Origin of the sequence: Nesterenkonia lacusekhoensis, from assembly GCF_017876395.1 — a bacterium.
Lineage (GTDB): Bacteria > Actinomycetota > Actinomycetes > Actinomycetales > Micrococcaceae > Nesterenkonia > Nesterenkonia lacusekhoensis.
Genome location: NZ_JAGINX010000001.1, coordinates 865,178 through 891,017, shown reverse-complemented (window position 1 = coordinate 891,017; position 25,840 = coordinate 865,178). Strand labels below are relative to the sequence as shown.

The following is a 25,840-nucleotide window of genomic DNA, read 5'->3' as shown; positions in this document are numbered from 1 at the left end:
TGTTGGGCCGGAGGCTTATCAGAGGGGGAGAAAGGCCGTCAGCGGCCGATCTCCTCCTGACTGATGTCCTCGGCGGACAGCGCCTCGGCCTGCTCGTTGCCGACCAGCGACTCGACGCCCTCAGCCTGGAAGTTCCGCTTGAACTCGACGATGGCCTCGTTCAGCGTGCTGAGCGTGTCATCGGAGAGCTTGCCGGTGGAGGCGATGTTGGTCAGCACGTCGGTCTTCCGGCGCAGGTGGTCGATCCACTCAGCCTCGAAGCGCTTCACGTCTGCGGTCTCGACCTCATCGAGGTGGCCCTCACCGCCGGCCCAGATGGAGACGACCTGCTCCTCGACCGGGTAGGGCTGGTACTGGCCCTGCTTGAGAAGCTCGGTCTGACGCTCACCGCGGACCAGCTGCCGGCGCGTGGCCGGGTCCAGATCCGAGGCGAACATGGCGAAGGCCTGCATGTCCCGGTACTGGGCGAGGTCCAGCTTCAACGTGCCGGAGACCTTCTTCAGCGCCTTGGTCTGAGCGGCACCGCCGACGCGGGACACCGAGATGCCCACGTCCACGGCGGGACGCTGGTTGGCGTTGAAGAGGTCCGACTGCAGGAAGATCTGGCCGTCGGTGATGGAGATGACGTTGGTCGGGATGAAGGCCGAGACGTCGTTGGCCTTGGTCTCGACCAGCGGCAGGCCGGTCATCGAGCCGCCGCCCATCTCGTCGGAGAGCTTCGCGCAGCGCTCCAGCAGACGAGAGTGGAGGTAGAACACGTCGCCGGGGAACGCTTCGCGTCCCGGCGGACGGCGCAGCAGCAGCGACACGGCGCGGTAGGCCTCAGCCTGCTTGGAGAGGTCATCGAAGATGATCAGGACGTGCTTGCCGCCGTACATCCAGTGCTGGCCGATGGCCGAACCGGTGAACGGCGCCAGGTACTTGGTGCCGGCCGGGTCGGAGGCCGGAGCCGCCACGATGGTGGTGTAGTCCAGGGCGCCCTGCTCTTCCAGGGTCTGACGCACACCGGCGATGGTGGAGGCCTTCTGGCCGACGGCGACGTAGATGCAGCGCACCTGCTTGTCGACATCGCCGGACTCCCAGTTCGCCTTCTGGTTGAGGATGGTGTCGATCGCGATCGCGGTCTTACCGGTCTGGCGGTCACCGATGATCAGCTGGCGCTGGCCGCGGCCCACAGGGATCATCGCGTCGATGGCCTTGATACCGGTCTGCAGGGGCTCGCCCACCGACTGGCGCTGGGTCACCGTGGGTGCCTGCAGCTCCAGGGCACGGCGGCCCTCGGGCTCGATGGCGCCCAGATCGTCGATCGGGTTGCCCAGCGGGTCCACGACGCGGCCCAGGAAGTTGTCGCCCACGGGCACAGAGAGGACCTCTCCGGTGCGGGTGACCTCCTGGCCCTCTTCGATGCCGGAGAACTCACCCAGGACGACCACACCGATCTCTCGGGTGTCCAGGTTCTGGGCCATGCCCAGAGTTCCGTCCTCGAAACGAAGAAGTTCGTTGGCCATGGTCGAGGGAAGTCCCTCGACACGTGCGATGCCGTCGGCCGCGGAGATCACGCGTCCCACCTCGGTGCGCTCAGCGCTTCCCGGGTCGTAGGACGCGGCGAACTCGTTCAAAGCATTGCGGACGTCGTCGGCGTTGATGGTCAAGTCGGCCATCTGCAGTCCCTGCTCTCCTCTATCATGGCCGCAGCGAGCGGCCGAGTGGTTCAAAATTAACTAGCCAGTTTCCGGCTCAGGTCGTTCAGCTTGGCCGCAGCAGTGTTGTCCACGACCTCGTCACCCACCTGCACACGGATGCCGCCGACCACCTGAGGGTCGACGACGACGTCGAGCTTCAGCTCCCGGCCGAAGTAGCGGTTCAGGCTCGTGCTGAGCCGCTCACGGTAGGCCTGATCGAGATCCTTGGCCACAGTGACCTGCGCGATCCACCGCTGCTGGCGGGCGGCGACCTGTTCGGCGAAGCGCTCCACCAGAGCCTCCGGGCGCAGACCGCGCGGAGCGGTCACCGCCCGATCGATGAGCAGCCGCGCCTCCGCAGAAGCCTGCGGTGAGAGCTTGGCGGCCAGCTTCTGCTTGGCCTCGGCGCCCGCCTGGGGCTCGGTCAGAGCACGCTGGACCTCGTGGGATCCGGCCACAGTGCGCCGGAAGCCCAGCAGTGCCGACTCCAGCTGTTCCAGACCCTGGAGTCCGCTGCGTTCAGCCTGCGCGGACACCACGGAGACAGCCAGGGTCTCCACGGCATCGCTGAGGTCACGCTCACGGCTCCACCGCTTGGAGACCAAGGCCTCCAGGATGCTGTTGGTGGTGCTCTTCAGCTTGGCGCCGAAGAGGTTCCGCAGCAGACCCGTGCGAGCCTGCGGCTCGCGGGAGGGGTCGGTGAAGCTGCGCCGCAGAGCTGCCGAGCCGTCCAGCACATCGAGGGCACTGAAGAGTTCGTCCGCCACGGCCAGATCGGCGTGGACGAAGGTGCTCTCCAGCTCCTTCTGCGCCGCTGCGAGGGATTCGCTGGTCGCCGATGCCATTACTGAGCTGCTCCTGCCTGTTCGGCGTCGAGGTCCTCGAGGAAGCGGTCGACCACTCGCTGGGAGCGGGCGTCATCCTCGAGCGCCTCACCGACGATGCGGCTGGCCAGCTGAGTTGCCAGGGAACCGACGTCGGCACGCAGAGATGCGGCAGCGGCCGAACGCTCGGCAGCGATCTGCTGCTGAGCCTGCTCGGTGATGCGGGCCGCCTCTGCGGCGGCCTTCTCCTTGTGCTCGGCGACGATCTGGGCGCCTTCGGCACGTGCCTCTTCGCGCATGCGGCTGGCCTCGGCGCGGGCGTCGGCCAGGTTCTGCTCGTACTCAGCCTTCAGGGCCTCAGCCTCAGCCTTGGCCTCCTCAGCCTGTTCGAGCCCGCCCTCGATCGCCTCGACGCGGTTCTGGTAGGCCTTCTCGAAGGCCGGCCAGATCCACTTGATGACGACGAAGAACAGCACGGCGAAGCCGATGAGGGCAACCAGTGCTTCCCAGAGGTTGGGAACCAGCGGGTTGGCGTCGCCTTCGGCTGCCTGGATCAGAGTTGCGCTGATCATGTGTTCACCCATTTTCACTAGTCTGACGGTCTCAGAGGGTCCGGGGATGCCGGATCCCCCTCACACAGTGACGATCTGTGTCAGAGCACGAAGGCGAAGACGATCGCCAGAACGAAGACCGCTTCAGCAAGTGCGAAGCCGAGGATGGCGATGGGCTGGAGGACACGCTGGGCCTCCGGCTGACGGGCCACACCGTTGATGTAGGCCGCGAAGATCATACCGATGGCGATGGCAGCGCCGAGGCCGGCGATGCCCATACCGAGCATGTTCAGGGTGCCTTCCATGTGATTCTCTCTTTCTAGTCTCGATCCCGGTGCGTTTCACCGGGACAGTCTGGTTGTCGGGGGACGGACAGAAACGTGGATCAGTGGGCTTCTGCTTCGATCGAGCCCTGGATGTAGATGGCTGTCAGCAGAGCGAAGACGAAGGCCTGCAGGACCATCATGATGAGCTCGAGGAAGTAGAGCGGGATGGAGCCGACCAGGATCAGCACGCCGAGCCCAGTGCTGCCCAGGCCCTCCTGCTGAGTGATCAGGAACTCGGCACCGGAACCGGCGAGCATCACGATGATGTGGCCGGCGAGCATCACAGCCATCAGACGCAGGGAGTGCGTCAGCGGCCGGATGATGAAGTTGGAGAGGAACTCGATGGGCACCAGCAGCGGAAGCAGGAACTTCGGCACGCCGGAGGGCACGGTCACGAGTTTGAGGAACTTGCCGCCGTGGAGCTTGAAGCCCAGCACGACCCAGGCGAACCACACGATCAGGGCCATGGCGTAGGCCGGGCCGGCGTGGGAGAAGGTCGGCAGCTGCAGGCCGGGGACCGCGCCGAAGAGGTTGTTCACCAGGACGAAGAAGAAGACGGTGAACAGGAAGGGGATCCAGGGCTTGAAGTGCTTCTCGCCGAGGATGTCGCGGCCGAGGGTGTGGCGGACGAATCCGTAGGCCGACTCTGCGATGTACTGGGTCCGGGAAGGCACCAGGGCCTGCTTCCGGATGGCCCACATGAAGAACCAGGAGATGACGAAGACGGCCAGGAGCGCCATCAGCATGTTCTTGCCGAAGCCGGTCCCCCATTCAGCCATCCACGGGAAGATCTCCGGAAGGTGGGTCTCGCTGATCGTAGGGGCCTGGAAGCCACCTTCATCGGCGGCTGCGTGCGCAAGCGACTGCAACGCTGGTCCTCTCTGCGGTGTCCGTCATCGGGCATCTGCCCCGGGCATCGGCGAGCCGGAGGAAGTCCGTCTCTTAGATAGTGCGAGTGAAAAGAACTCTGTGGTCCGATCCTCGGAAAGTTTACCAAAGACCAAAGTGACTCACGGCATGTCTCCGCACCGCCCACACTTTACTACGTAGCGTAGAAAAAACCGAACTACTGCTCGGCATCGGGCGTCACAGTGAGTCGCAGGCGGCTGAAGGTGGCGATCTGCACCGCTTGGACGGTCACCACGACGGCGGCGGCGGTCAGCACCGTCCACATGGGTTCGATCCAGCCCGGGGCCGGTACGAGCATCAGCAGCAGGGCCAACAGGCTGAGCTTCAGGGCGAAGGCCAGCATGAACATGATCATGCTCAGATGCGGCGCCCGGCGCTCGGTCTGGTCCACCACGAGCAGGCTGGCCCCGGTGAGCGCCAGTACGATCGCTCCCCCGAAAGCAGCGCCGGCGGCCGCCGCGCCGGAGCTGACGACCGCCCCCAGCACGGCCGCGACCACGGTGACGGCAGCGCCCGCCGTCGTGGTAGCCATCAGGATGCGGCGCCATCCGGTGGCGCGCGGGAAGGCCTTCATACCGCGGACTCCGACTCACGATGGTCACGGTTGACCCGGCCCGCGCGACGGCGCAGCCACGGTCCCAACGTGAGAAGCGTGGCTCCGCCCAGGCTGAGGAGCATGGCAGCGGTGACCAGCCACCAGGGCAGGAAGTTGAAGGAGACCGCGCCGTAGGCGAAGAGGAAGGACCACAGGTAGAGCAGCAGCACCGCCTGGGGATGGGAGTAGCCGCCGTCGATGAGCTTATGGTGCAGATGCCCGCGGTCCGGGCTGAACGGTGAGGCCCCCCGGGCAGTGCGGCGCACCACGGCCAGCAGCAGATCCAGCAGCGGCAGCAGGGTGACCGCCAGCGGAAGCAGCACCGGCATATAGGCCGGGATGTTGCGGAAGCGGAAGCCGTCGGACATCTGGCCCAGGTCCGAGGTCACCGCCAGGGCGGCGGCCGCCATGACCAGTCCGAGCAGCATGGCCCCGGTGTCGCCCATCAGGATCTTGGACGGATGGAAGTTGTGCGGCAGGAAGCCCAGGCACGCTCCCACCAGCACCGCCATGAGCAGGGTGACCAGGTTGGACGCGTCGAACTCGTTGATCGACAGGGTCAGCAGATAGCTGTAGATGAAGAAGGCGCTTCCGCCCAGGGCCGCGACCCCTGCGGCCAGTCCGTCCAAGCCGTCGATGAAGTTGAAGGCGTTGATGGTCAGGACCACCAGGAAGACGGTCAGCAGGGCCTGGACCCATTGGTCCCCCACTCCCAGCCAGCCCACCGGCATGACCTCCAGACGGATGTCATGGAGGACCAGCAGCACCCCGGCGCCCACCTGTCCCACCAGTTTGATGGCCCAGTGGATGTCCCAGGCGTCGTCCATCATCCCCACCGTGAGGATCAGCAGCATGGCCAGGAAGACGCCGCGCACCGCAGTCAGATCGGCGAAGATGCCGCTGAGGTACGGGATGGCCGCGGCCGCCCCCAGTCCGACGATCATGCCCACGTACATGGCCACCCCGCCCCAGCGGGGTTTGATGGTCTGGTGGATGTCGCGGGCGCGCACAGGGGTGTAGACGCCCAGCCGCAGCCCGATGATCCGGATCAGCGGCGTGAGAAGGTAGGTCACCACCGCAGAGATGGTGAGCACCGTCAGGAAGTAGATCATTCGCCGCCCAGCACCTCGGGGACGACGGCGCGCAGCTCCTGAAGCGTGATGGCACCGTCGCGCACGACCTTCGCCGGACTGACGGTGCAGTCCACGATCGTGGAGGGCCGGGTGGTGCTGCGGTCGCCGTCGGCGAGGTAGACGGAGACGGCCTCCCCCAGCATGTTCTTGGCCTGTTCGGCCGTGGTGGCGGCCTCCAGCCCCGTCCGGTTGGCGGAGGAGACGGCCAGCGGCCCGGTGCGTCCCAGCAGGTCCAGGGCGAGGTCGTCGGCCGGCATGCGCAGGGCCACCGTCCCCCGGGTCTCTCCCAGGTCCCAGGCCAGCGAGGGCTGGGCCTGCAGGATGAGGGTCAGCCCTCCGGGCCAGAAGGCCTCGGCCAGGGCACGGGCCTCGTCCGGAATCTCAGTGGCCAGAGCGTCCATCACGGCCATGCGCCCGATCAGCACCGGTGGAGGCATCGTGCGGTTGCGGCCCTTGGCCGCCAGTAGCACGGTCACCGCATGCGGGGAGAAGGCATCTGCACCGATCCCATAGACGGTGTCGGTGGGGAGCACCACGCATTCGCCGGCCTCCAGGGCCTGGTGGGCGGCGGTCAGTGCGGTCTCGCGGGCTTCGGGGTCATGACAGTCGAGGATCTCGCTCACGCGCGCCATTTTGCCACGTCTCCTCTCTGTGCCCGGGCAAGCACGGCGCTGGTGGCCCGGTCCCGACCGGTCAGATCCCGGTGGGTGTGCACCGACTCCAGCAGGGGCTGCGCCGCACAGTGTTCAGCGATCGGTCCGGCTTGGAGCTCAGCGTGCTCCATGATGAACCAGCCCCCGGGACGAAGCAGCTCCTCGGCGGCCGCGACGACGGCGAAGGGAAGCTCGAGCCCGCCCTCTCCCCCGCCGTAGAGCGCCATCTGCGGATCATGCTCACGCACCTCGACCTCCGTGGGCACCATGTCCGCGGGGATATAGGGCGGGTTGGAGACCACGACGTCGAAGGTTCCGCTGAGCTCTCCCAGCAGCTCCGGTGAGCGGCGGAGGTCGCCGTGGTGCAGCGTCACCTGGGCGGCGTGGTCGGGCAGAACCTCGAAGTTCATCCGGGCCCAGGCCACGGCCTCCGCAGAGAGCTCCACGGCATGGACCTCTGCGGCAGGGAACTCGGCGGCCACGGCGGCGGCGATGGCTCCTGAGCCGGTGCCCAGGTCCACGATTCGGGGACGGCGGATCCCCTCCTCGCCGAGGCGACGCAGCTGGCCCAGGACGGCTTCGACCACCGATTCGGTCTCAGGTCGCGGAATGAAGACCCCGGGGCCGACCCGCAGCTCCAGCGAGCGGAACGGAGCCGAACCGGTCAGATGCTGCAGCGGAACGCGACGGCACCTCTCGGCCACCAGGTCACTGATGCGTTCGGCGTCGGCCCCGCTCACCTCCAGACCGGTCAGAGCTTTGAGCGCGAGCTCACCTCGGCTCAGCCCGAGCACCCAGGAGGCCAGCAGCTCGGCGTCGGCCCGCGGGGATGGGATGCCAGCATCGGCGAGCCGGCGGACGGCGTCGCGCAGCAGGTGATCGAGCTCCATCAGCCGGCGTTCTCGCCGAGTGCGGCCAGGCGCTCCTGCTCCTCCATCTGGATGCAGGACTGCAGCACGGGCTCCAGGTCACCGTTGATGACGGCGTCGAGGTTGTAGGCCTTATACCCGGTGCGGTGATCGGCGATGCGGTTCTCCGGGAAGTTGTAGGTCCGGATGCGCTCGGAGCGGTCCATGGTCCGGACCTGAGACTTGCGCGCCTGCGCGTTCTCCGCGTCGATCTGCTCCTGCTGGTGGGCCAGCAGACGGGAGCGCAGCACACGCATGGCCGCTTCCTTGTTCTGCAGCTGCGACTTCTCGTTCTGCATGGCCACCACGATGCCGGTGGGCAGGTGAGTGATGCGCACCGCTGAGTCAGTGGTGTTCACCGACTGCCCGCCGGGACCTGAGGAACGATAGACATCGATCTTCAGATCGTTCTGCGCGATCTCGATCTCCTCGGGCTCATCGACCTCTGGCAGCACCAGCACGCCGGCGGCCGAGGTGTGGATGCGCCCCTGAGACTCGGTCTCCGGCACCCGCTGGACCCGGTGGACGCCGCCTTCGAACTTCAGATGCGCATAGACGCCCCGGGCCGGGTCATCGGTGGTGGACTTGATGGCCATCTGCACATCCTTATACCCCCCGAGGTCCGAGGGCGTGGAGGAGATGATCTCCGTCTTCCAGCCCTTGGACTCGGCGTAGCGCGAGTACATGCGCAGCAGATCTCCGGCGAACAGCGCCGCCTCGTCACCTCCGGCTCCGCCTTTGACCTCGATGATCACGTTGCGGACGTCGTTCTCATCCCGCGGGATGAGCATGCGCAGCAGACGGTCCGAGGCCGCCTGGAGCTCCTTCTGCAGGCGCGGCACCTCGGCGGCGAACTCCGCATCCTCGTCGGCCAGCTCCGCGGCCGCTTCGAGGTCATCGGTCAGCTGCTTCCAGGTCTTATGCGCCTCCACGACGCCGTTGAGCTGGGCGTAGCGACGGCCCAGCTTCTTGGCCAGCGCCTGGTCGGCGTGGACGTCCGGATCCGCCAGCTTCTGCTGCAGCTCCTGATGTTCCTGGAGCAGCGTGTCGACCGAGTCGAACATGTGGGCGTTGGTATCAGTGTTCATCGAAGACCTCTGTGCTGTGGTGGTGGGGCATGGCGCCCCTGACTCTGCGGGCTGATACGGGTGAGGCCCTGTCGACGCCGCAGCACGACGTCGACAGGGCCTCGGACCGCTCAGCTACGAGTCGACGTTGCCCAGCGTGGTCTTCTGCGTGAGCATCAGGAACTCCGCATTGGACTTGGTCTCCTTGATCTTCTTCAGCAGCAGGTCCAGGCCCTGCTCCTGCTCCAGACCAGAGAGCACCCGGCGCAGCTTCCACATGATCTTGACCTCATCCGGGGAGAGGAGGTTCTCCTCACGACGGGTGGAGGACTCGTTGACGTTGACCGCCGGGAAGATGCGCTTATCGGCCAGGCGGCGGGACAGACGCAGCTCCATGTTGCCGGTGCCCTTGAACTCCTCGAAGATGACCTCGTCCATCTTGGAGCCGGTCTCCACCAGTGCGGTGGCGAGGATGGTCAGCGAGCCGCCGTTCTCGATGTTGCGCGCCGCGCCGAAGAACCGCTTGGGCGGGTACAGCGCGTTGGCGTCCACACCGCCGGAGAGGATGCGGCCCGACGCCGGTGCCGCGGTGTTGTAGGCACGGCCCAGGCGGGTCATGGAGTCCAGCAGCACCACGACGTCCTTGCCCATCTCCACCAGGCGCTTGGCGCGCTCGATGGCCAGCTCGGCCACTGTGGTGTGGTCATCGGCCGGACGGTCGAAGGTGGAGGCGATGACCTCACCGTCGACCGTGCGCTGCATGTCGGTGACCTCCTCCGGGCGCTCGTCGACCAGGACCATCATGAGGTGGACCTCAGGGTTGTTGGTCTTGATCGCGTTCGCCAGGGACTGCAGGATCATCGTCTTGCCGGCCTTGGGCGGGGAGACGATGAGACCGCGCTGGCCCTTGCCGATGGGGGCGACAAGGTCGATCACACGGGGCCCGACGTTCTTCGGGTCGCCCTCCAGGCGCAGGCGCTCCTGCGGGTAGAGCGGGGTGAGCTTGTTGAAGTCCACCCGGTTGCCGTTGTCGTCGGCCGGGCGGCCGTTGACCGACTCAAGCTTGACCAGGGCGTTGAACTTCTGGCGCTTATTGGGCTTCTCGCCCTCACGCGGTGCCCGGATGGCGCCGTGGACGGCGTCGCCCTTGCGCAGGTTGTAGCGCTTGACCTGCTGCAGCGAGACATAGACGTCGTTCTGTCCGGAGAGGTAGCCGGAGGTGCGGATGAACGCGTAGTTGTCCAGCACGTCCAGGATGCCCGCGACGGGGATCAGGACGTCGTCCTCGGTGACCTCGGTGTCATCCACCTCGGGACCGCGGCTGCGACCACGACGGTCGTTGCGATCGTTCCGGTCGTTGCGGTTGCGGCTGCGGTTGCGGCGGTTGCGGCCTTCGCCGTCCCGTCCGCCGCCGTCCCGGTTGTTGTTGTCGCGGTTGTTGTTGTCGCGATTTCCGCGGTTGTTCCCGCCGCCGTCGCGGTTGTTGTCGCGGCTGGTGTTCTCACGGTTGTTGTCGCGGCCGCCGCGGTTCTCACCGTCGTCCTTGCGGTCCTCACGGCCGTTGCGGCTCTCGCCCTGCTGGCCCTCATCCTGCTGGCCGTCCTGGCGCTTGCCGCGGTTGCGGTTCCGACTGCCACCGCCGCCCTTGCCGGACTCCTCACCGGAGCCGGACTGCGCTGCGGACTCGGCATCCTGACCAGCGCCGTCCTTCTGGGTCCGCTCCGCGTTCTGGGCTTTGTCCTTCTGGCCCTTCGCAGCGTTCTGACGCGCATCTGCGTCCTGGCCCTTGTCAGATTCGGAATGCTGCTCAGCCTTCTGCCCGTCCTGGGACTGGTCAGCCTTGCCGCCCGTCTTCGAGCGGCCGTTGGACTGGCCCTCGGCCTGCTGAGGCTTCTCGTTCTGGGAGTCGTCCTGCTGGGGCTTCTCGTTCTGGCCCTTCTCCTGGGCCTGTTCGCCCTTGGAGGCCTTCTCGTCACGCTCAGCCACGGCGCCGCCGCGCTGATGCGAAGAGATGGCGTCCACCAGAGCGGACTTGCGCATGCGTGAGCTTCCCTTGATGCCGAGCTGGGAAGCCAGTGCCTGCAGCTGCGCCAGCTTGAGGCCGGCGAGACCGCCGTTCTTTGCCTCAGATGATTCGGCGCCCTGAGCCTGAGTGGTCTCAGTGGTGGTTTCGGTCACGAAGGATTCCTTCCCCCTCGTCGGGCAGGCACGATCCGGAACTCTGATACGCCCGGTCTCGTCGTCCTGCATTGGTCGTCGACGGCACTACAGACGGCCGTCGGTTCATTGCGGGCTTTCGCGATGAGATGGATTCCTGCACGCAGGCGAGAATGAGGCTCGCTGTACTGCGAGGAAGAGAGCGCAACTCGTGCGAAAGAACTGCGGCGATCATGAACAGCCGATCATCTCGATGGACTCATCAGAACGATCACCGCGGGTGTTCCTCCACTGTAGCACCTGTGGTGCTGATCGGCAGGATCGCGGGGGTCCAGGTCTCCCCCGGCAGCTCGCTGATCAGCCCGGCCGCGGCCTGAGCTGCGTCATCACCGCTGGTGAGCACCAGGACTGACGGTCCAGCCCCGGAGATGACGGCAGCGTGTCCGGCCGCACGCAGTCGGTCCACCAGCTCCATCGAGGCGGGGAAGGCGCTGCGCCGATACTCCTGGTGCAGTGCGTCCTCGGTCGCCTGCAGCAGCACCGCGGGATCGGTGGTCAGCGCATGCACCAGCAGCGCTGAGCGCGCAGAGTTCCGGGCGGCTTCCTGATGAGGGACCTGGGCAGGCAGCAGATCCCGCGCGGCCTCAGTGGACTGTTCGAAGTCCGGCACCGCGAGGACGGTGCGCAGCTGGGGATGGGGCTGCAGCGGTACAGTCGCGAATCGGCGATCGTCCTCCCAGGACAGGGCGACTCCCCCGCGCAGAGCAGGGACATAGTTGTCCGGATGGCCTTCGATGCGCGAACCGATCTGCAGCTGCTCCTCCGGGCTCAGACCCTCCGGCAGAAGCTGAGAGGCCGTCACCACAGCAGTGGCCACTGCTGCCGCCGAGGACCCCATGCCGCGCGAATGCGGAATGGTGTTGTGTGCGCGCAGGTGCAGATCCGGCAGTGCGTAGCCGCGCGCGGCCAGGATCCTCTGGACCAGAGAGATCACCAGATGTGAGGCGTCGGTGGGCAGCGTGCCGGCCCCCTGCCCCGTGATCTCCACGCTCAGCTGCGCGGCCTCCGGGTTCCGCCGCGGCGCAGCCTGGACATCGATGACGTCCTCCCAGCCCAGCGCCAGCCCCATGCAGTCATAGCCGGGGCCCAGATTGGCGCTGGTGGCCGGCACGCGCAGCCGAAACTCCAGCGGAGCGGTGATCGGCTGGCGCAGCGTCTCCTGGGCAGACTGGGTGGGCTGGGCAGGCTGAGCTGGCTGATTCGGCTGAACTGGCTGGACGGGCCGCGCGGACTGCATCCTGCTCAGAGCCCCAGCTGCCGGGCCACAGTCTCGACGTCCTGGTCCACCTTGGTGACGGCGGAGGGTTCGGACCCGTCGGAAGCAGCGATCTCCGGATTGTTGATCGCCCAGTCCGGGTCCTTCAGGCCGTGGCCGGTCACTGTGATGACGAAGCGTCGACCCTCAGGGACCTCACCTGCTGCGTGCTTCTTGATCAGTCCTGCCACCCCGGATGCAGAGGCGGGCTCCACGAACACGCCCTCCTTGGCCGAGAGCCAACGGTGAGCATGCAGAATCTCGTCATCGGTCACCGGCTCGATCACTCCACCTGAGACGTCGCGGGCCTCCTCGGCCTGCTCCCAGGACGCGGGGTTGCCGATCCGGATGGCCGTGGCCACTGTGTCCGGCTCGGTGATCGGGTGTCCGGCCACGATCGGAGCAGCACCGGCTGCCTGGAATCCCCACATGATCGGGGTCTTGGTGGCCATCGGCTCCAGCCGCTGGTCGGTGTGCGGGTTGGTCCAGGGCTGGGCGTACTCCTGGTAGCCCTTCCAGTAGGCGGTGATGTTGCCGGCGTTGCCCACCGGCAGCAGGTGGTAGTCCGGGGCATCGCCCAGGTAGTCCACCACTTCGAAGGCTCCGGTCTTCTGTCCCTCGATCCGGGACGGGTTCACCGAGTTGACCAGGAACACCGGGTAGTTCTCGGCCAGTTTGCGCGCCACATCCAGGCAGCCGTCGAAGTTGCCGTCGATCTGGATGATCTCGGCACCGTGGGCCACCGCCTGGGAGAGCTTGCCCATCGCGATCTTGCCGGCAGGCACCAGCACCGCACAGGTCAGCCCTGCCTGGGTGGCATAGGCCGCCGCCGAGGCTGAGGTGTTGCCGGTGGAGGCGCAGACCACCGCTTTGGCGCCGTCGCGCACAGCAGCGGTGATCGCCATGGTCATGCCGCGGTCTTTGAAGGATCCGGTGGGATTCATCCCCTCGACCTTCAGGTAGACCTCGCCGCCGACCAGCTCAGAGAGGGCTGGGGCCCAGACCAGCGGAGTTCCGCCCTCCCCCAGCGTGATGACCTGGGTGGACTCGTCCACCGGCAGACGGTCAGCGTACTCGCGGACTACTCCGCGCCATTGATGCGCCATTGATGCTCCAGCCTTGTCCTACTGTTCGACCTCAACCCGGAGGACCGAGTTGACCGCCTTGACCACGCCGAGACCCTTCAGAGTCGCGACCGTATCGTCGAGGTCCTTCTCCCGGGCCAGATGGGTGACGATCTGCACCACTGCGCCCCTCTTGTCCACACCGTCGGCGTCGACCTCGCCCTCCGCGGAGACGGAGCCGGGCTGACGCATCGATTCGATGGAGACATGATGATCTGCCAGCACGCGGGCCACCTCAGCGATGACGCCCTCCCGATCGGCCACGACCATGTCGATGTAATACTGGGTCTCTGCCTCCTCGATGGGCAGAGCAGGCACGGTGCCGTCGGCGGCCTGCTCCCTGAGGCCGGGAAGGTCGGCCGGGCTGCCGCGCAGCCGGCGTGCCGCGGAGACCACATCACCCATGATGGCCGAGGAGGTGGGCTGACCACCGGCACCCTGGCCGTAGAACATGAGCTCGCCGGCGTTCTCCGCCACCACGAACACGGCGTTGAAGGCCCCGCGGACGCTGGCCAGCGGGTGGGTGCGCGGCAGCAGGGTCGGGTGGACACGCAGAATCGCGCCGGCCTCGGTCTTCTCGATGATGGCCAAGAGCTTGATGACATAGCCGGACGCCGCAGCGGCCTCGATGTCCTCACCGGTGACTCCGGTGATGCCCTCGCAGTAGACCTCATCGATGGTGAAGGGGGCATGGAAGGCCAGCGTTCCAAGGATGGCAGCCTTGGCCGCGGCGTCGTGACCCTCCACATCGGCGGTGGGGTCAGCCTCTGCGTAGCCCAGGCGCTGAGCCTCGGCCAGCGCGTCCTCGAAGGCGGCACCGGTGGTGTCCATCTGATCGAGGATGTAGTTGGTGGTGCCGTTGACGATCCCCATCACCTTGGTGATCCGGTCCCCGGAGAGGGACTCCTGGACGGGACGGAGGATCGGGATGGCACCGGCCACGGCCGCCTCGAAGTGCAGCAGCGCGCCCTTCTCCTCAGCGAGACGATGCAGTTCGCCGCCTCGGGTGGCCAGCAGCGCCTTATTGCCGGTCACCACCGCTGCGCCGCGGTTGAGCGCGCGGGTGATCAGCTCACCGGCCGGCTCCAGGCCGCCCAGCAGTTCGATCACCAGGTCTGCTTCATCCACCAGGGACTCGGCATCAGTGGTGAGCAGCTCACCGGGGATCTTCCAGTCCCGCGGGGCCTCCACGTCACGGACCGCGACGCCGATCAGCTTCACTCCGGTGCCGACGCGCCCAGCGATCAGCTCGCGCTCCTCCACCAGAGTCTTGGCCACCTGGGCGCCCACATTCCCAGCGCCCAGCAGACCGATCTTCAACGCGTCCACGCTGGCGATCACCTCATTCGTCAGTCATCCGGAGCCGACTCCGGGATTCGCAGGTCAGATCAGCCGCCCTGTCAGGATCAGGGGGCGAAGCCGGTGTCCCGGCCGAGCATGTCCTCTTCGGTCTCCCGGCGGATCAGCACCTGGGAAGCTCCGTCCTTCACAGCCACCACAGCCGGCCGGGTGAGGTAGTTGTAGTTGCTCGAGAGGGAGTGGCAATAGGCTCCGGTGGCCGGGACGGCAAGGATATCGCCCCGCTCCGTCGCCGTCGGCAAGTATACGTCCCGGACCACGATGTCACCGGACTCGCAGTGTTTGCCCACGATGCGAGACAGCGTGTGCTCTCCCTCGACCTTCCGGCTGGCCAGCACGGCCGAATAGTCGGCGTCGTAGAGCACTCCGCGTGCGTTGTCGCTCATGCCGCCGTCCACGGCCACATAGCGCCGGGTGGTGCTGCCGCCGTCAGGGGTGTCCACACCCACGTCCTTCTGCACGCCCACGGTGTAGAGCGTGACGCCCGCGGGCCCGACGATCGCCCGGCCCGGCTCGATGGAGATCCGCGGCACAGACAGACCGTGCTCGGTGCAGGACTGCTTGACCGTGGCGGCCAGCGCTTCAGCGATCTCACGGGGGTCCCGTGGAGAGTCGGCCTCGGTGTAGGCGATGCCGTGCCCGCCGCCCAGGTCCAGCTCCGCCAGCTCGACTCCGCGGTCTTCGCGGATCTCGGCCAGGAAGGCGATGAGCTTCTGTGCGGCGACCTCGAAGCCGGTGGGCTCGAAGATCTGCGACCCGATGTGGCAGTGCAGTCCGCGCAGATCGATGGCGGGTGCGTCGAGGGCCTTCTGCACGGCGGTCCAGGCCGCCGACTCCCGACCCCCGCTGAGCGAGAGGCCGAACTTCTGGTCCTCGTGAGCGGTGGCGATGTATTCGTGGGTGGAGGCGTGGACCCCGGGGGTCAGCCTCAGCATGACCGGGGCGGTTGTGCCGGCGTCCTGCGCCAACTGCGCGATCCGGTTCAGCTCGTCCAGAGAGTCTGCGATGATCCGCCCGATCCCGGCGTCCAGAGCACGCCGGATCTCGGCGTCGGACTTATTGTTGCCGTGCAGGCCGATCCGCACCGGATCCACCCCTGCGGCCAGAGCGATGGCCAGCTCCCCGCCCGAGGCAGTATCCACGCAGAGCCCCTCCTGCGCTGCCCAGCGGGCCACGTGGGTGCTCAGAAAGGCCTTCCCGGCATAGAAGACGTCCACTTCAGCCTCCGGGGCGAAGGCCTCGCCGAAGGCCTCACGGAAGCTGCGTGCCCGACGGCGGAAGTCCTCCTCGCTGAGCACGTACAGCGGAGTGCCGTGCTGTTCGGCCAGACGGGTCACCTCGGCCCCGCTGATGCTCAGGGAGCCCGAGGCCTCGCGCCGAGCATCATCGGGGAAGAGCTTCTGCTCCAGGTCGTCGGTGCTGCTCCGGGAGCTGAGCCATGACGGGGCCAGCGGATGATCCTGTGCCATGCTCACATCCTCTCCGGGGCGCTGACGCCCAGCAGCTGCAGACCGTTGCGCAGGACCTGGGCCGTCGCCTCGTTGAGCCACAGGCGGCTGCGGTTCAGGTCGGTGACGGGATCCGCGGTGCCGTCCTCGGCCACGCTGGGGGCCATGCGGCAGGCCGCATACCAGCCGTGGTAGGCGGAGGCCAGAGACTCCAGATAGCGGGCCACCCGGTGGGGCTCGCGCCGCTCGGCCGCCGAGGAGACCACGGAGGGGAATCGTCCCAGGTGAGAGAGCAGCTCCTCCTCAGTCTCATGGCTGAGCAGCGAGGCGTCGAAGGAACTCTGGTCCACTCCGGCGGCGGCTGCGTTGCGGGCCGCGTTGCGCGAACGGGCATGGGCGTACTGGACGTAGAAGACCGGGTTGTCGTTGGTCTTGGACTGCAGAAGGTCCGGATCCACATCGATGGGCGAGTCTGCGGGGTACCGCGCCAAGGTGTAGCGCAGCGCATCGGTGCCCAGCCACTCGATCAGGTCGGCCAGCTCGATGATGTTGCCGGCCCGTTTGGAGAGCTTGGCTCCCTTCACACTCATGAGCTGACCGATCAGGATCTCGATGTTCTTCTCGGCATCGTCTCCGGCACAGGCGGCGATGGCCTTGAGCCGGGCGACGTAGCCGTGGTGGTCGGCTCCGAGCAGGTAGATCTTCTCGGCGAAGCCGCGCTCCCGCTTGGAGAGGTAGTAGGCGGCGTCGGCCGCGAAGTAGGTGGGCTCACCATCGGCCTTGAAGAGGACACGGTCCTTGTCATCGCCGAAGTCGGTGGTGCGCAGCCACACCGCACCGTCCCGGTCATCGATGTGGCCCTGGGCGCGCAGAGTCTCCAGGGCACCGGCGACCTGTCCTCCGCTGTGCAGGGACTCCTCGGAGAAGAAGACGTCGAAGTGCACGCCGAAGGCGTCCAGCGTGTCTCTGATCTGGCCGAGTTGAGCCTGGTAGGCCAGCTCGCGGACGATCGGGCGAGCCTCGTCCCGGTCCATATCGCGGACGTCCGGGCGGGCGGCGAGGACCTCCTCGGCCAGCTCCTTGACGTACTCGCCCGGATAACCGCCATCGGGGACCTCCTCACCGTGGATGCGGGAGAGCACCGAGTTGGCGAAGACGTTCATCTGGTTGCCGGCGTCGTTGATGTAGTACTCGTTGGTGACCTCGGCGCCGGAAGCACGCAGCAGCCTGCCGATGGCATCGCCCAATGCGGCCCACCGCGTGTGACCGATGTGCAGCGGTCCGGTGGGATTCGCTGAGACGAACTCCAGGTTGATCACGTGGCCGGCCAGGGTCTGGGTGTGGCCGAAGCTCTCGCCGGCCTCCACGATGTTCTTGGCCAGCTGTCCGGCCGCGGCGGCGTCCAGAGTGATGTTGATGAAGCCCGGTCCGGCGATGTCGACGGTGCTGACTCCCTCGATCCGCCGTAGGCGGGCCGCCAGGGAATCCGCCAGATCGCGCGGGGGCATGCCGGCCTGCTTGGCCAGCTGCAGGGCGATGTTGGTGGCCCAGTCCCCGTGGTCGCGACTCTTGGGCCGCTCGACGCGGATCTCTTCGGGGATCTCGACGGTCAGCTCACCGGCCTCGACGGCCTCGGTGAGAGCGGATTTCACAGCTGCGGAGAGTTCTTCGGGAGTCACCCGGACAGTCTAGAGCAGAGTGAGAAGCCCATGCCCGCCAGTGACCAGCATGTAGAGCCCGAGCAGCAGCAGGGTCACACCGCTGACCAGCTCGATCCACCCGGTCACCCGCGGATCCGAGAGCCATCGATTGGCACCGTCGACCAGAAGCACCACACCGATCAGGTAAAGATACATGGTCAGCGCCACCGTTCCGCCCAGCACACCCACGGTGAAGGCCAGGGAGGCATCCTGCGGGGTGAACTGCGGAAACAGCGCCAGGAAGAACAGTCCTACCTTCGGATTGGTCATACAGGTGGCCATACCGGCCAGCAGTCCGGTCCGGGCGCGCGGCACCTTCGGCGCGGGCGGTCGGCGACCCTCTCCAGCCTCGGCGGCCGCTGAGGAGGGCGTCGGGGTGGTCGGTGATGCCGGGGAGGTCGGTGATGCCGCGGAGGTCGGCGGTGCGCTCAATGAGGAGGCGGCCTCTGCCCCGAGGTCGGCGGAGACCTTCTGCGGGGCGCTGTGCTCCACCGGCGCACCGCTCAGCACGACCGCGGCCTGCAGCCGGTGCCGGGCCGCACGTGCGGCTCGCACACCCAGCAGGACCAGATACAGCCCGCCCACCAGGCTGAGGATCTCGTAGGCCATGGGTGAGGTCTCGAAGAGCGCGGCCAGACCGGTGGCGGCCAGAGCTGCCCAGACGAACGCGGCCATCGAGGATCCGGTGGCCGCACCGAGGCCGGCCCGTCGGGAGGAGAGCGCATAGCGCAGCGAGAGCATCGTGTCCGGTCCCGGCGTCACGGCCAGGACCATCGCGACGCCGACCAGCGCGGCATAGCTGCTGAGAGTCACCGTTCTATGCTCCCCGGGGCGCGCTTCAGGGACAAGCAGATGAGACTGATGAACTCTTCGGGCTGCGGTCAGGCGCGGAGTGATGGTCCTCCACTGGGTGACCGTCGATCCGATGGCTCAGTGGGGTGCCTGGTAGAACTCCGGCTCAGGGAGACCACGCTGGTCGCGGACGCGACGCGAGATGATCTCCAGGGAGGCCAGCGCCTCCTCCACCAGCCCTGGCGTCACAGGGAAGGGCATGTTGTGGATGGTCTCACCTTCGACGGTCGCGGCCTCCGCGATGGCGCGCACCTCATCGGTGTCCTCCTGAGTCAGGCCGATCTCAGTGAGCGTATTGGGCAGGCCCACTTCAGTGGTGAACGCGATGAAGTCCTCGATCTCCCGAGCGTCGGCACCCTCCATGATGAGCTGGGTGAGAGTCCCGATGTTGACCTTCTCCCCGTGGGTGAGGCCGTGGGTCTGTGGCGCCGCGGTCATCCCGTTGTGGATGGCATGGGCGGCGGCGAGGCCACCGGATTCGAAGCCGAGCCCCGAGAGCAGCGTGTTGGCCTCGACCACTGCCTCCAGCGCCGGGGTGACCTTCTGGGCCCGCACCGCATCCAGGGCGGGGAGCGAGTTCTCCCACAGGATCTTCCAGGACAGCTCGGCCAGAGCACCGCCGGCGTGAGTGGGGGCATCTCCGACCATGGTCTTCCCGCGGGTCTTCGCCACGGCCCGGGCCTCGACCCACGTGGCCAGAGCGTCTCCGATGCCGCCCACCAGGAAGCGTTCCGGGGCCCGAGCGACCAGCCCGGTATCGATCAGCACCAGGTCGGGGTTCTTGGGGAAGAAGCGATACTCCACGAACTCGCCTTCATCGGTGTAGATCACCGACAGTGCCGAGGTCGGAGCATCAGAGGACGCCGCAGTCGGGACACTGGCCCAGCTGACGCCGGCCAGATGACCGGCCGCCTTCACCGCATCGATCGTGGAGCCTCCGCCGATGCCGGCGATCACGTCATGCTCGCCCTCTCGGATCTTCTCCGCCAGAGAATCCACGACCTCCGCCGTGGCGAACCGGCCGAAGCCTTCGCGGACCACCGGCAGGCCGGTCTCCTCGAGACCAGCGGTCACCTGTTCCTCGACGATGTCCCAGACGACATCGTCGGCCACCAGCAGCGGCGCGGAGCCCAACTCCTGCAGGCGGCTTCCCAGCTTCTGGATGACGTCACGCCCCTGGACATACCGGGACGGCGCGGCCATCACGTGTTCGATCACTGTGCTCATGTCGACTCCCCTCCTGCTCGGCATATGCTGCTGAGCGCTCATCTGCCTCGTACCTATGGTCCGCCGTCAGTCTAGGAACCGCTGAGCGAAGCGGTCCAGGTCTCAGATCGGGCGCTGACGACTGGGAAGTGATCGGCGGGTCCCGGTGTTGCTCTGATCAGGACCGGTCCATCCGGGACCGTCCGGCGACTAGGAGGAGAGCCTCGATGGCACGTATCACCATTCTCGGCGGCACCGGCTACGCCGGATCACACATCGCTCAGGAGGCCGCGGCACGCGGGCACGAGGTGCTCGCCGTCTCCCGCAGGGCCCCGGAGCGCCCCGTGGAGGGCGTGAACTATGTCAGCGGCGACGTCCTGGACGAGGACTTCCTGACCCAGCTGGCCGGACAGTCGGATGTCGTGATGATGGCCCTGTCCCCACGCGGAGAGATGGAGGGTCGAGTGATCGAGGCGGCTCGCACGCTGATCCCCGTGGCCACGGCCGCAGGAGTGCGCCTGGGCGTGATCGGTGGGGCAGGCGCTCTGCGCGTCTCCGAGGGAGGGCCCCGTCTGATCGACACCGATGGCTTCCCGGATGAGGTCAAGCCGGAGTCCTTCGAGATGGTGGAGGTCCTGGAGGCGCTGCAGGACTCTGAGGAGACCCTCGACTGGTTCTACATCCACCCTGCCGCCGGATTCGGCAGCGCCAACCCCGGCGAGCGCCGCGGCGCCTACCGGGTGGGCGGGGAGGTGCTGCTCTCCGACAGTGAGGGCAGGTCCGAGATCTCCGGCGCCGACTTCGCCCTGGCGATCCTCGATGAGATCGAGAAGCCCGTGCACCGGCGTCGCCGCTTCTCCGCCGCCTACTGAGCCGAGGCGATGCAGCCACAGCACTGGGCCGACGTCGTGGTGATCGGCGTCGGCCAGGCCGGACTCTCAGCCGGATACCATCTGCGGCGCAGCGGCCTGCTGAGCTTCGTCATGCTTGATGCCGAGGCGGCTCCCGGCGGTGCCTGGCAGCATCGCTGGGAATCGCTGCGCATGGAGACGGTCAACGGCATCTTCGATCTGCCGGGGATGTCCCAGCCGGCCATCGATCCGATGGAGCCCAGCCGCACAGCCGTCCCCCGCTACTTCGCCCAGTACGAGGCTGCCATGGAGCTGCCCATCCTGCGCCCTGTGAAGGCGCTGCGCGTCCAGGACGCCGCCACCCCGAGCCCCGGCGAGCCCAGCACCGATCAGCGCAGCACCGACGGGGAGCTGGAGGTCCGCACCGACCAGGGGGTCTGGCGCACCCGGGCGATCATCAATGCCACCGGCACCTGGAACAACCCGCTGCTGCCGCAGTACCCGGGCCAGGAGAGCTTCACCGGCTGGCAGCTGCACACCCGGGACTACCGAGCCCTGGAGGACTTCGCCGACCGCCGCGTGGCCGTGGTCGGAGGCGGGATCTCTGCGCTCCAGCAGCTGGAGGAGATCTCCCGGGTGGCCACGTCGTTCTGGTACACCCGTCGCGAGCCGGTCTTCCACGGTGAGGAGTTCCGCCCGGAGGTCGAGGGCCGGGCCACCATCGAGAAGGTCACCGCAGCGGCTGAAGCGGGGGAACCCACCGGCAGCATCGTCTCCTACACCGGCCTGGGCTGGTCCTCCTACGCCCGTGCCGCCCACGCCCGAGGAGCCCTGCAGCGCCGAGAGATGTTCACCGCGATCGAGCCCTGCGGACTGCGCGAGGCCGACGGCAGCTTCACCTCAGCAGACACGATCCTGTGGGCGACAGGCTTCCGACCGGATCTGAGCCACCTGGAACCGCTGGGACTGCGCAATGAACGCGGCGGGATCCGGATCAGCGGAACCGCGACGACGGCGGACCCCAGGGTCCACCTGGTCGGTTTCGGGCCCTCCCAGTCCACCGTGGGAGCCAACCGCGCGGGACGAGCCGCCGCCCGGGCCCTGACGGCGCGCTTAGGAGCGTCAGGCGTGGGAGCGGCGGTATGAGGCTCTCCCTGCTGGACCGGTCCCGCACACGCAGCGGATACCCGGAGGGCGATGCCCTGCGGCACTCCGTCGAACGTGCTGTGAAGGCTGAATCTCTGGGGTATCACCGCTTCTGGGGCGCGGAGCACCACGCGGTGCCGGGCATCGCCTCGGGATCCCCGGCGGTGCTGCTGGCCGCGGTCGGCGCCCGCACCTCCCGGATCCGTCTGGGCTCCGGAGGGGTGATGCTGCCGCACCATCAGCCGCTGGTGGTGGCCGAACAGTTCCTGATGCTGGAAGCGCTGCACCCCGGGCGAGTGGATCTGGGACTGGGCCGGACGCTGGGCTTCACCGCACCGGTGCGCCGGGCGCTGCGTCAGGATGCCGACGACGTGGAGACCTTCGCCGCGGACCTGGAGGAGCTGCGCAGCTACCTGCGGCGAGAAGCGCCGGTGACGGCCAGGCCCGTCACCGGGACGGCTCCCTCGCTCTTCCAACTGGCCACCGGACAAGGGCTGGTGACCGCGGCACGGCTGGGGCTTCCTGCGGTGATCGGCGGGCCGGTGCTGCACTCCCCCGAACTGGGTGAGGCCGTGGCCGCCTACCGGCGCGACTTCCAGCCTTCAGCCGAGGCTCCGCAGCCGCAGGTGATCATCTCCCTGGACCTCTACCCCGCAGAGACCCAGGAGCAGGCCCGCGAGCTGGCGCTCCCCGAGGCCTGGGCGATGGCCCGCTCCCGGGAGACCGGCGAGTTCTCCCCGCTGGAACCGGTGGAGCAGATCCGCCAGCAGCGTTGGAGCCCGCGGACCACCAGCCGCGTCGAGAAGAGCCTGCACCGGATGATCGGCGGACCGGCCGGCGTCGTGGTCCCCGCAGTGGAGCGGCTGATGGAGGTCACCGGAGCTGAGGAGCTGGTGGCCTCCACCTCGACCTATGACCGCGAGGCCCTGGCTGGGATGGATGCTGAGCTGATGAGGATGATGCTCTGAGCACTGACCTTGTGAGTGAGTTATCCACAGACTCAGAAGATGCCATTGCTTTTCATTTGATGCCAGTAGATGATCATTGCATGGCTTTTGAGAATCTCCCGTCAGACTGGTCCACCCGTCCCCTGGATGATGTGACGCTCTGTCATGACGTCGTCGACCTCTGCGTCTCCTTCCAGGACCGCGCCTCCTCCTCGATGCTGACCCTCTACGCCGATGAGCACGACGTACCCATCGGTGCACCCGTCCTCGTCGCGGGAGTGGAATGGGGCTGCGCCTCGGCAGAGCGCCGCGAGGCGGTGGATCTGATGACCGGCATGGGGCCGCCGGCTGTGCTCTTCGGCATCTCGTCCAGGACGCCCATCCCCGAACCCACGGCCCAGCGGTGGCTCGAGGAGGCCGAACGCGCCTGCCGAGCCGCCGAGGTGCGGCTTCTGGGCTTCTACAGCGTCGATATGGAGGGGATCCGCCAACTGTCAGCGGTGCCCAGCAGCTGACGCGGCCTGTCCCGGTCGTCGCGTCCGTCGTTCCGGCCGAGGCGAATGTTGCACCGGGTGCAGTCCGACGGAAGACTGCACCTCATGCAGACCTCGTCATGCCTCCCCTTCTCCGTCCTGCGGCGCTCACGATGGGCGGCGATGGCGGCCTTCGCCACCAACGGTGCTCTTCCAGCGTCCCTGCTGGCCCGCTACGCCGAGGTCAAAGAGTCGCTCGGACTCAGCCCAGCGCTCTTCGGCGTGCTGGTGGTGGGCCTGGGGCTCGGCGGCGCACTGGTGGTGCATCTGCCCGGAGTGGTCTCGAGGCGGCTGGGTGTGGCCCGCTCGGCCGGACTGGGCACGGCATGGATCGGTGCATGCCTGGTGCTGGCCGCTGCGGGTGTGACATTCGGCAGTCCGTGGGTGGTGCTGCTGGGCCTGATCCTCGCAGGCGCTGGTGACGCCGTCGTCGACGTCGCGCAGAACTCCCAAGGCATCCGCGTTCAGGAGCATTATGGGCGCTCGCTGCTGAACTCCATGCATGCGGGCTGGAGCATCGGCGCGGCTGTCGGCGGCGCCGTCGGCACCGGCGCCGCACTGCTGGGCGTACCGCTGCTGACTCATATGGCCGCCTGGGCGATCGTCTGCGTGCTGGCGATGACCCTCTGCGCTCGGCGGTTCCTGCCTGAGCCGAAACCGCTGGAGGAGGCGGGGGACCACCCGGATGAGACTCCGCAGAGCGCCGCTGCACCGGGAGCGGGGCGCATGATTCTGATCCTGGCTCCGCTGGCCTTGGTCGCTCTGGCAGGGATCTCGGTGGAGGACATCGGCAACAACTGGTCTGCGGTGCTGTTGGCCGGTGAGCGCGATGTCGCGGCCGCCTCGGCCGGCGTCGGGCTGACTGTGCTGCTGGCCGCTCAGTTCGTCGGGCGCCTGCTGGGTGACCGGGTGGTCGATGCGCTGGGCAGCAGGCTGACCCTGCTGATCAGCCTGGCCGGCGTCGTGCTGGGCCTGGGCGGTGCGGCCTGGGCGCCGAATGCGGCGCTGACGCTGATCGGACTGGCGGCGGCCGGGCTGGGCTGCGCTGTCACGGTCCCCATCGCCTTCGCCCGAGCCGATGCCATCCCTGGCCTGGCCGACCACAGCGGTGTCACCTGGATCAGCTGGGTGATGCGCACAGTGGCGCTGTGCCTCTCCCCCGCGATCGGCGCGATGACCGAGGCCGGGTCGCTGCCGCTGGCGCTGACCGCGGTGACGCTGATCGCGGTGCTGGCTCTGATCCTGCAGCTGGACCTGGTGACCAGGCTGGCCCCTCCCCTTCGCCGCCTGAGGCCACAGAGAACGACAGCCCAGAGAACGAGACCGGCCCGCCGCTGAGCCGATGCACAGCGACGGGCCGGAGGTGCGTACGCCCCGCAGGGTCCGGGCGTACCGGTCAGATGATCAGTTGATCTCCAGGCTCATCTCGCCTTCGACGGATTCACCGGAGTAGCCGGTGACGATGATGACCATGGGGCCGCCCTCGTCGACGTCGAACTCCAGGTAGGGATCCCAGCGGTTTCCGCTGTCGGGATCGCTGCTGCGGCGATCATCGTTGTACTCGGTGCCTCCATCGGGCCGGACGACGTCGAGGACCGCGTCGTCATCCCCGTTGTCGGCGCGGACATCGATGGTCACCTCGGAATCATCGGGGACATCGACGACAGCCACATAGTGTCCGTCGCGGCCGAAGGAGAAGTCGTGGTCGCCCGCCTCGACCTCCTCAGCGTCGATCGCCTCGTCCAGGTCGACCTCGACGTCAGCAGAGGTCTCGTCGCCGAACCTCTCACTCAGGCGTAGCTCGTAGTCTCCGGGGAGCAGGAACAGCTCGGTTCCGAGGCTGTCGACCTCTTCGAGCAGCCCGTTGGCGTCATGGACCTCGAGGAACGGATCCGTTCCCGCATCGGCGCTGAGGGCCACGGTGTAGACGCCGGACTCCTCGACCGTCATGTCCAGCACGGCCTCGTCGTCCTCGGCGAGGTCGACGGTCAGGGATTCGCCGATCTCCAGGGCGTCGCCCTGCGCGCCGGCACCCTCGTCAGCCTCGTCTTCGTCCGTGGCCTCCTCGTCGGTCTCGTCCTCCGCAGCCTCATCCTCGTCGTCGGTGACCGCGTCGTCTCCGGACTCGTCGGCTGCGCCGGTGCCCTCGTCATCGGAGTCGTCGCCGTTGACGGTCAGCAGGACGATGACCACAACGATCAGGGCGACCAGCAGCGCGGCCAATCCGCTGACGATCCAGACTGCGGGGCTCTTCTTCTTCGGCTCGAGCTGGCCCGGGGCGTAGCCGGCGGCTCCTGGCTGGCCCTGCGCGTAGCCTGGCTGGCCCTGCGCGTAGCCTGACTGGTCCTGGGCGTAAGCAGGAGCTCCGCCCTCGTAGCCCTGCTGTGCGTAGCCGGGGGCGCCGGTGTCCTGAGCCTGCTGTGCATCAGGCTGACCGGGGGCGGTCTGCTGTGTCCAGGCCTGGCCGTCCCAGTAGCGCATCTGACCCGGCGCATAGGGGTCCGGGTACCATCCTGCGGGCGTATTCATGATTCCCTCGTTCCACCCGGGGGGC

General features: G+C 67.5%; 24 protein-coding genes. 5 read left to right on the top strand and 19 right to left on the bottom strand.

Features of this window, described 5'->3' with window-relative positions:
* Positions 1-38: 38 nt before the first annotated feature.
* The 18 genes from atpA to JOF45_RS04215 form a co-directional block, all read right to left on the bottom strand.
* A complete protein-coding gene (gene atpA, locus JOF45_RS04300; RefSeq protein WP_210048119.1) occupies positions 39-1,661 on the bottom strand; it encodes a F0F1 ATP synthase subunit alpha in 1,623 nt (540 codons plus the stop codon).
* A 56-nt stretch (positions 1,662-1,717) separates the two neighbouring features.
* Complete coding sequence (locus JOF45_RS04295) at positions 1,718-2,527, bottom strand: F0F1 ATP synthase subunit delta (RefSeq protein WP_210048117.1); 810 nt, start codon at positions 2,525-2,527, stop codon at positions 1,718-1,720.
* Positions 2,527-3,078 (bottom strand): F0F1 ATP synthase subunit B, encoded by a 552-nt coding sequence (locus JOF45_RS04290; RefSeq protein WP_210051294.1) that lies wholly within the window; start codon positions 3,076-3,078, stop codon positions 2,527-2,529. The genes JOF45_RS04295 and JOF45_RS04290 overlap by 1 nt, the downstream gene beginning before the upstream one ends.
* An 80-nt stretch (positions 3,079-3,158) precedes the next feature.
* Positions 3,159-3,362 carry an ATP synthase F0 subunit C gene (locus JOF45_RS04285; RefSeq protein ID WP_188684073.1) on the bottom strand — a complete coding sequence of 68 codons (204 nt, stop codon included), beginning with the start codon at positions 3,360-3,362 and terminating at the stop codon, positions 3,159-3,161.
* Positions 3,363-3,442: 80 nt separating this feature from the next.
* Positions 3,443-4,252, bottom strand: coding sequence for a F0F1 ATP synthase subunit A (atpB, locus tag JOF45_RS04280; protein ID WP_245324124.1), 810 nt, complete (start codon positions 4,250-4,252; stop codon positions 3,443-3,445).
* Between the two features lie 197 nt (positions 4,253-4,449).
* Complete coding sequence (locus JOF45_RS04275) at positions 4,450-4,866, bottom strand: hypothetical protein (RefSeq protein WP_210048115.1); 417 nt, start codon at positions 4,864-4,866, stop codon at positions 4,450-4,452.
* On the bottom strand, positions 4,863-5,999 hold the full coding sequence (locus tag JOF45_RS04270) for an MraY family glycosyltransferase (RefSeq protein WP_210048114.1): 1,137 nt from the start codon (positions 5,997-5,999) through the stop codon (positions 4,863-4,865). The genes JOF45_RS04275 and JOF45_RS04270 overlap by 4 nt, the downstream gene beginning before the upstream one ends.
* Positions 5,996-6,652, bottom strand: a complete 657-nt coding sequence (locus tag JOF45_RS04265; RefSeq protein ID WP_210048112.1) for an L-threonylcarbamoyladenylate synthase — start codon at positions 6,650-6,652, stop codon at positions 5,996-5,998. Before JOF45_RS04265 ends, JOF45_RS04270 begins: the two co-directional genes overlap by 4 nt.
* A complete protein-coding gene (prmC, locus tag JOF45_RS04260; protein ID WP_210048110.1) occupies positions 6,640-7,563 on the bottom strand; it encodes a peptide chain release factor N(5)-glutamine methyltransferase in 924 nt (307 codons plus the stop codon). The genes JOF45_RS04265 and prmC overlap by 13 nt, the downstream gene beginning before the upstream one ends.
* Complete coding sequence (prfA, locus tag JOF45_RS04255) at positions 7,563-8,645, bottom strand: peptide chain release factor 1 (protein WP_210051292.1); 1,083 nt, start codon at positions 8,643-8,645, stop codon at positions 7,563-7,565. The genes prmC and prfA overlap by 1 nt, the downstream gene beginning before the upstream one ends.
* Before the next feature lie 138 nt (positions 8,646-8,783).
* Positions 8,784-10,826: a transcription termination factor Rho gene (gene rho / locus JOF45_RS04250; protein WP_342591383.1), complete on the bottom strand. Its 2,043-nt coding sequence runs from the start codon at positions 10,824-10,826 to the stop codon at positions 8,784-8,786.
* A gap of 250 nt (positions 10,827-11,076) precedes the next feature.
* Entirely contained in the window at positions 11,077-12,102 is a 1,026-nt protein-coding gene (thrB, locus tag JOF45_RS04245; RefSeq protein WP_210048108.1) for a homoserine kinase, read from the bottom strand.
* Positions 12,103-12,107: 5 nt separating this feature from the next.
* Positions 12,108-13,226: a threonine synthase gene (gene thrC, locus JOF45_RS04240; protein WP_210048107.1), complete on the bottom strand. Its 1,119-nt coding sequence runs from the start codon at positions 13,224-13,226 to the stop codon at positions 12,108-12,110.
* A gap of 18 nt (positions 13,227-13,244) precedes the next feature.
* The gene (locus tag JOF45_RS04235) at positions 13,245-14,582 is read right to left on the bottom strand and encodes a homoserine dehydrogenase (protein WP_210051290.1); all 1,338 of its coding nucleotides are present in this window, start codon (positions 14,580-14,582) and stop codon (positions 13,245-13,247) included.
* Positions 14,583-14,650: 68 nt separating this feature from the next.
* Positions 14,651-16,072, bottom strand: coding sequence for a diaminopimelate decarboxylase (gene lysA, locus JOF45_RS04230; protein WP_210048106.1), 1,422 nt, complete (start codon positions 16,070-16,072; stop codon positions 14,651-14,653).
* A 2-nt stretch (positions 16,073-16,074) separates the two neighbouring features.
* Positions 16,075-17,730: an arginine--tRNA ligase gene (argS, locus tag JOF45_RS04225; RefSeq protein WP_210048105.1), complete on the bottom strand. Its 1,656-nt coding sequence runs from the start codon at positions 17,728-17,730 to the stop codon at positions 16,075-16,077.
* A gap of 9 nt (positions 17,731-17,739) precedes the next feature.
* Positions 17,740-18,564, bottom strand: coding sequence for a LysE family translocator (locus JOF45_RS04220; protein ID WP_210048104.1), 825 nt, complete (start codon positions 18,562-18,564; stop codon positions 17,740-17,742).
* A 117-nt stretch (positions 18,565-18,681) separates the two neighbouring features.
* Positions 18,682-19,830, bottom strand: coding sequence for a glycerol dehydrogenase (locus tag JOF45_RS04215; RefSeq protein WP_210048103.1), 1,149 nt, complete (start codon positions 19,828-19,830; stop codon positions 18,682-18,684).
* A gap of 206 nt (positions 19,831-20,036) precedes the next feature.
* Here JOF45_RS04215 and JOF45_RS04210 point away from each other — a divergent pair, with 206 nt between their 5' ends.
* From JOF45_RS04210 to JOF45_RS04190, 5 genes are all read left to right on the top strand, one after another.
* Entirely contained in the window at positions 20,037-20,681 is a 645-nt protein-coding gene (locus tag JOF45_RS04210; protein WP_210048102.1) for an NAD(P)-dependent oxidoreductase, read from the top strand.
* 9 nt (positions 20,682-20,690) lie between these two features.
* Complete coding sequence (locus tag JOF45_RS04205; protein WP_210048101.1) at positions 20,691-21,806, top strand: NAD(P)-binding domain-containing protein; 1,116 nt, start codon at positions 20,691-20,693, stop codon at positions 21,804-21,806.
* Positions 21,803-22,774 carry an MsnO8 family LLM class oxidoreductase gene (locus tag JOF45_RS04200; RefSeq protein ID WP_210048100.1) on the top strand — a complete coding sequence of 324 codons (972 nt, stop codon included), beginning with the start codon at positions 21,803-21,805 and terminating at the stop codon, positions 22,772-22,774. The genes JOF45_RS04205 and JOF45_RS04200 overlap by 4 nt, the downstream gene beginning before the upstream one ends.
* A gap of 80 nt (positions 22,775-22,854) precedes the next feature.
* Entirely contained in the window at positions 22,855-23,268 is a 414-nt protein-coding gene (locus tag JOF45_RS04195) for a hypothetical protein (protein ID WP_210048099.1), read from the top strand.
* 84 nt (positions 23,269-23,352) lie between these two features.
* Positions 23,353-24,624 (top strand): MFS transporter, encoded by a 1,272-nt coding sequence (locus tag JOF45_RS04190; protein ID WP_210048098.1) that lies wholly within the window; start codon positions 23,353-23,355, stop codon positions 24,622-24,624.
* Positions 24,625-24,690: 66 nt separating this feature from the next.
* Here JOF45_RS04190 and JOF45_RS13240 read toward each other — a convergent pair whose 3' ends face one another.
* Positions 24,691-25,815: a DUF2510 domain-containing protein gene (locus tag JOF45_RS13240; protein WP_245324123.1), complete on the bottom strand. Its 1,125-nt coding sequence runs from the start codon at positions 25,813-25,815 to the stop codon at positions 24,691-24,693.
* Positions 25,816-25,840 lie beyond the last annotated feature (25 nt).

Bases quoted from the DNA above. Each gene is read 5' to 3' on its own strand.
- atpA (WP_210048119.1), bottom strand. From the start codon at position 1,661: ATGGCCGACTTGACCATCAACGCCGACGACGTCCGCAATGCTTTGAAC.
- JOF45_RS04295 (WP_210048117.1), bottom strand. From the start codon at position 2,527: ATGGCATCGGCGACCAGCGAATCCCTCGCAGCGGCGCAGAAGGAGCTG.
- JOF45_RS04290 (WP_210051294.1), bottom strand. From the start codon at position 3,078: ATGATCAGCGCAACTCTGATCCAGGCAGCCGAAGGCGACGCCAACCCG.
- JOF45_RS04285 (WP_188684073.1), bottom strand. From the start codon at position 3,362: ATGGAAGGCACCCTGAACATGCTCGGTATGGGCATCGCCGGCCTCGGC.
- JOF45_RS04275 (WP_210048115.1), bottom strand. From the start codon at position 4,866: ATGAAGGCCTTCCCGCGCGCCACCGGATGGCGCCGCATCCTGATGGCT.
- JOF45_RS04270 (WP_210048114.1), bottom strand. From the start codon at position 5,999: ATGATCTACTTCCTGACGGTGCTCACCATCTCTGCGGTGGTGACCTAC.
- JOF45_RS04265 (WP_210048112.1), bottom strand. From the start codon at position 6,652: ATGGCGCGCGTGAGCGAGATCCTCGACTGTCATGACCCCGAAGCCCGC.
- prmC (WP_210048110.1), bottom strand. From the start codon at position 7,563: ATGGAGCTCGATCACCTGCTGCGCGACGCCGTCCGCCGGCTCGCCGAT.
- prfA (WP_210051292.1), bottom strand. From the start codon at position 8,645: ATGTTCGACTCGGTCGACACGCTGCTCCAGGAACATCAGGAGCTGCAG.
- thrB (WP_210048108.1), bottom strand. From the start codon at position 12,102: ATGCAGTCCGCGCGGCCCGTCCAGCCAGTTCAGCCGAATCAGCCAGCT.
- thrC (WP_210048107.1), bottom strand. From the start codon at position 13,226: ATGGCGCATCAATGGCGCGGAGTAGTCCGCGAGTACGCTGACCGTCTG.
- lysA (WP_210048106.1), bottom strand. From the start codon at position 16,072: ATGGCACAGGATCATCCGCTGGCCCCGTCATGGCTCAGCTCCCGGAGC.
- JOF45_RS04215 (WP_210048103.1), bottom strand. From the start codon at position 19,830: ATGAGCACAGTGATCGAACACGTGATGGCCGCGCCGTCCCGGTATGTC.
- JOF45_RS04210 (WP_210048102.1), top strand. From the start codon at position 20,037: ATGGCACGTATCACCATTCTCGGCGGCACCGGCTACGCCGGATCACAC.
- JOF45_RS04205 (WP_210048101.1), top strand. From the start codon at position 20,691: ATGCAGCCACAGCACTGGGCCGACGTCGTGGTGATCGGCGTCGGCCAG.
- JOF45_RS04200 (WP_210048100.1), top strand. From the start codon at position 21,803: ATGAGGCTCTCCCTGCTGGACCGGTCCCGCACACGCAGCGGATACCCG.
- JOF45_RS04195 (WP_210048099.1), top strand. From the start codon at position 22,855: ATGGCTTTTGAGAATCTCCCGTCAGACTGGTCCACCCGTCCCCTGGAT.
- JOF45_RS04190 (WP_210048098.1), top strand. From the start codon at position 23,353: ATGCAGACCTCGTCATGCCTCCCCTTCTCCGTCCTGCGGCGCTCACGA.
- JOF45_RS13240 (WP_245324123.1), bottom strand. From the start codon at position 25,815: ATGAATACGCCCGCAGGATGGTACCCGGACCCCTATGCGCCGGGTCAG.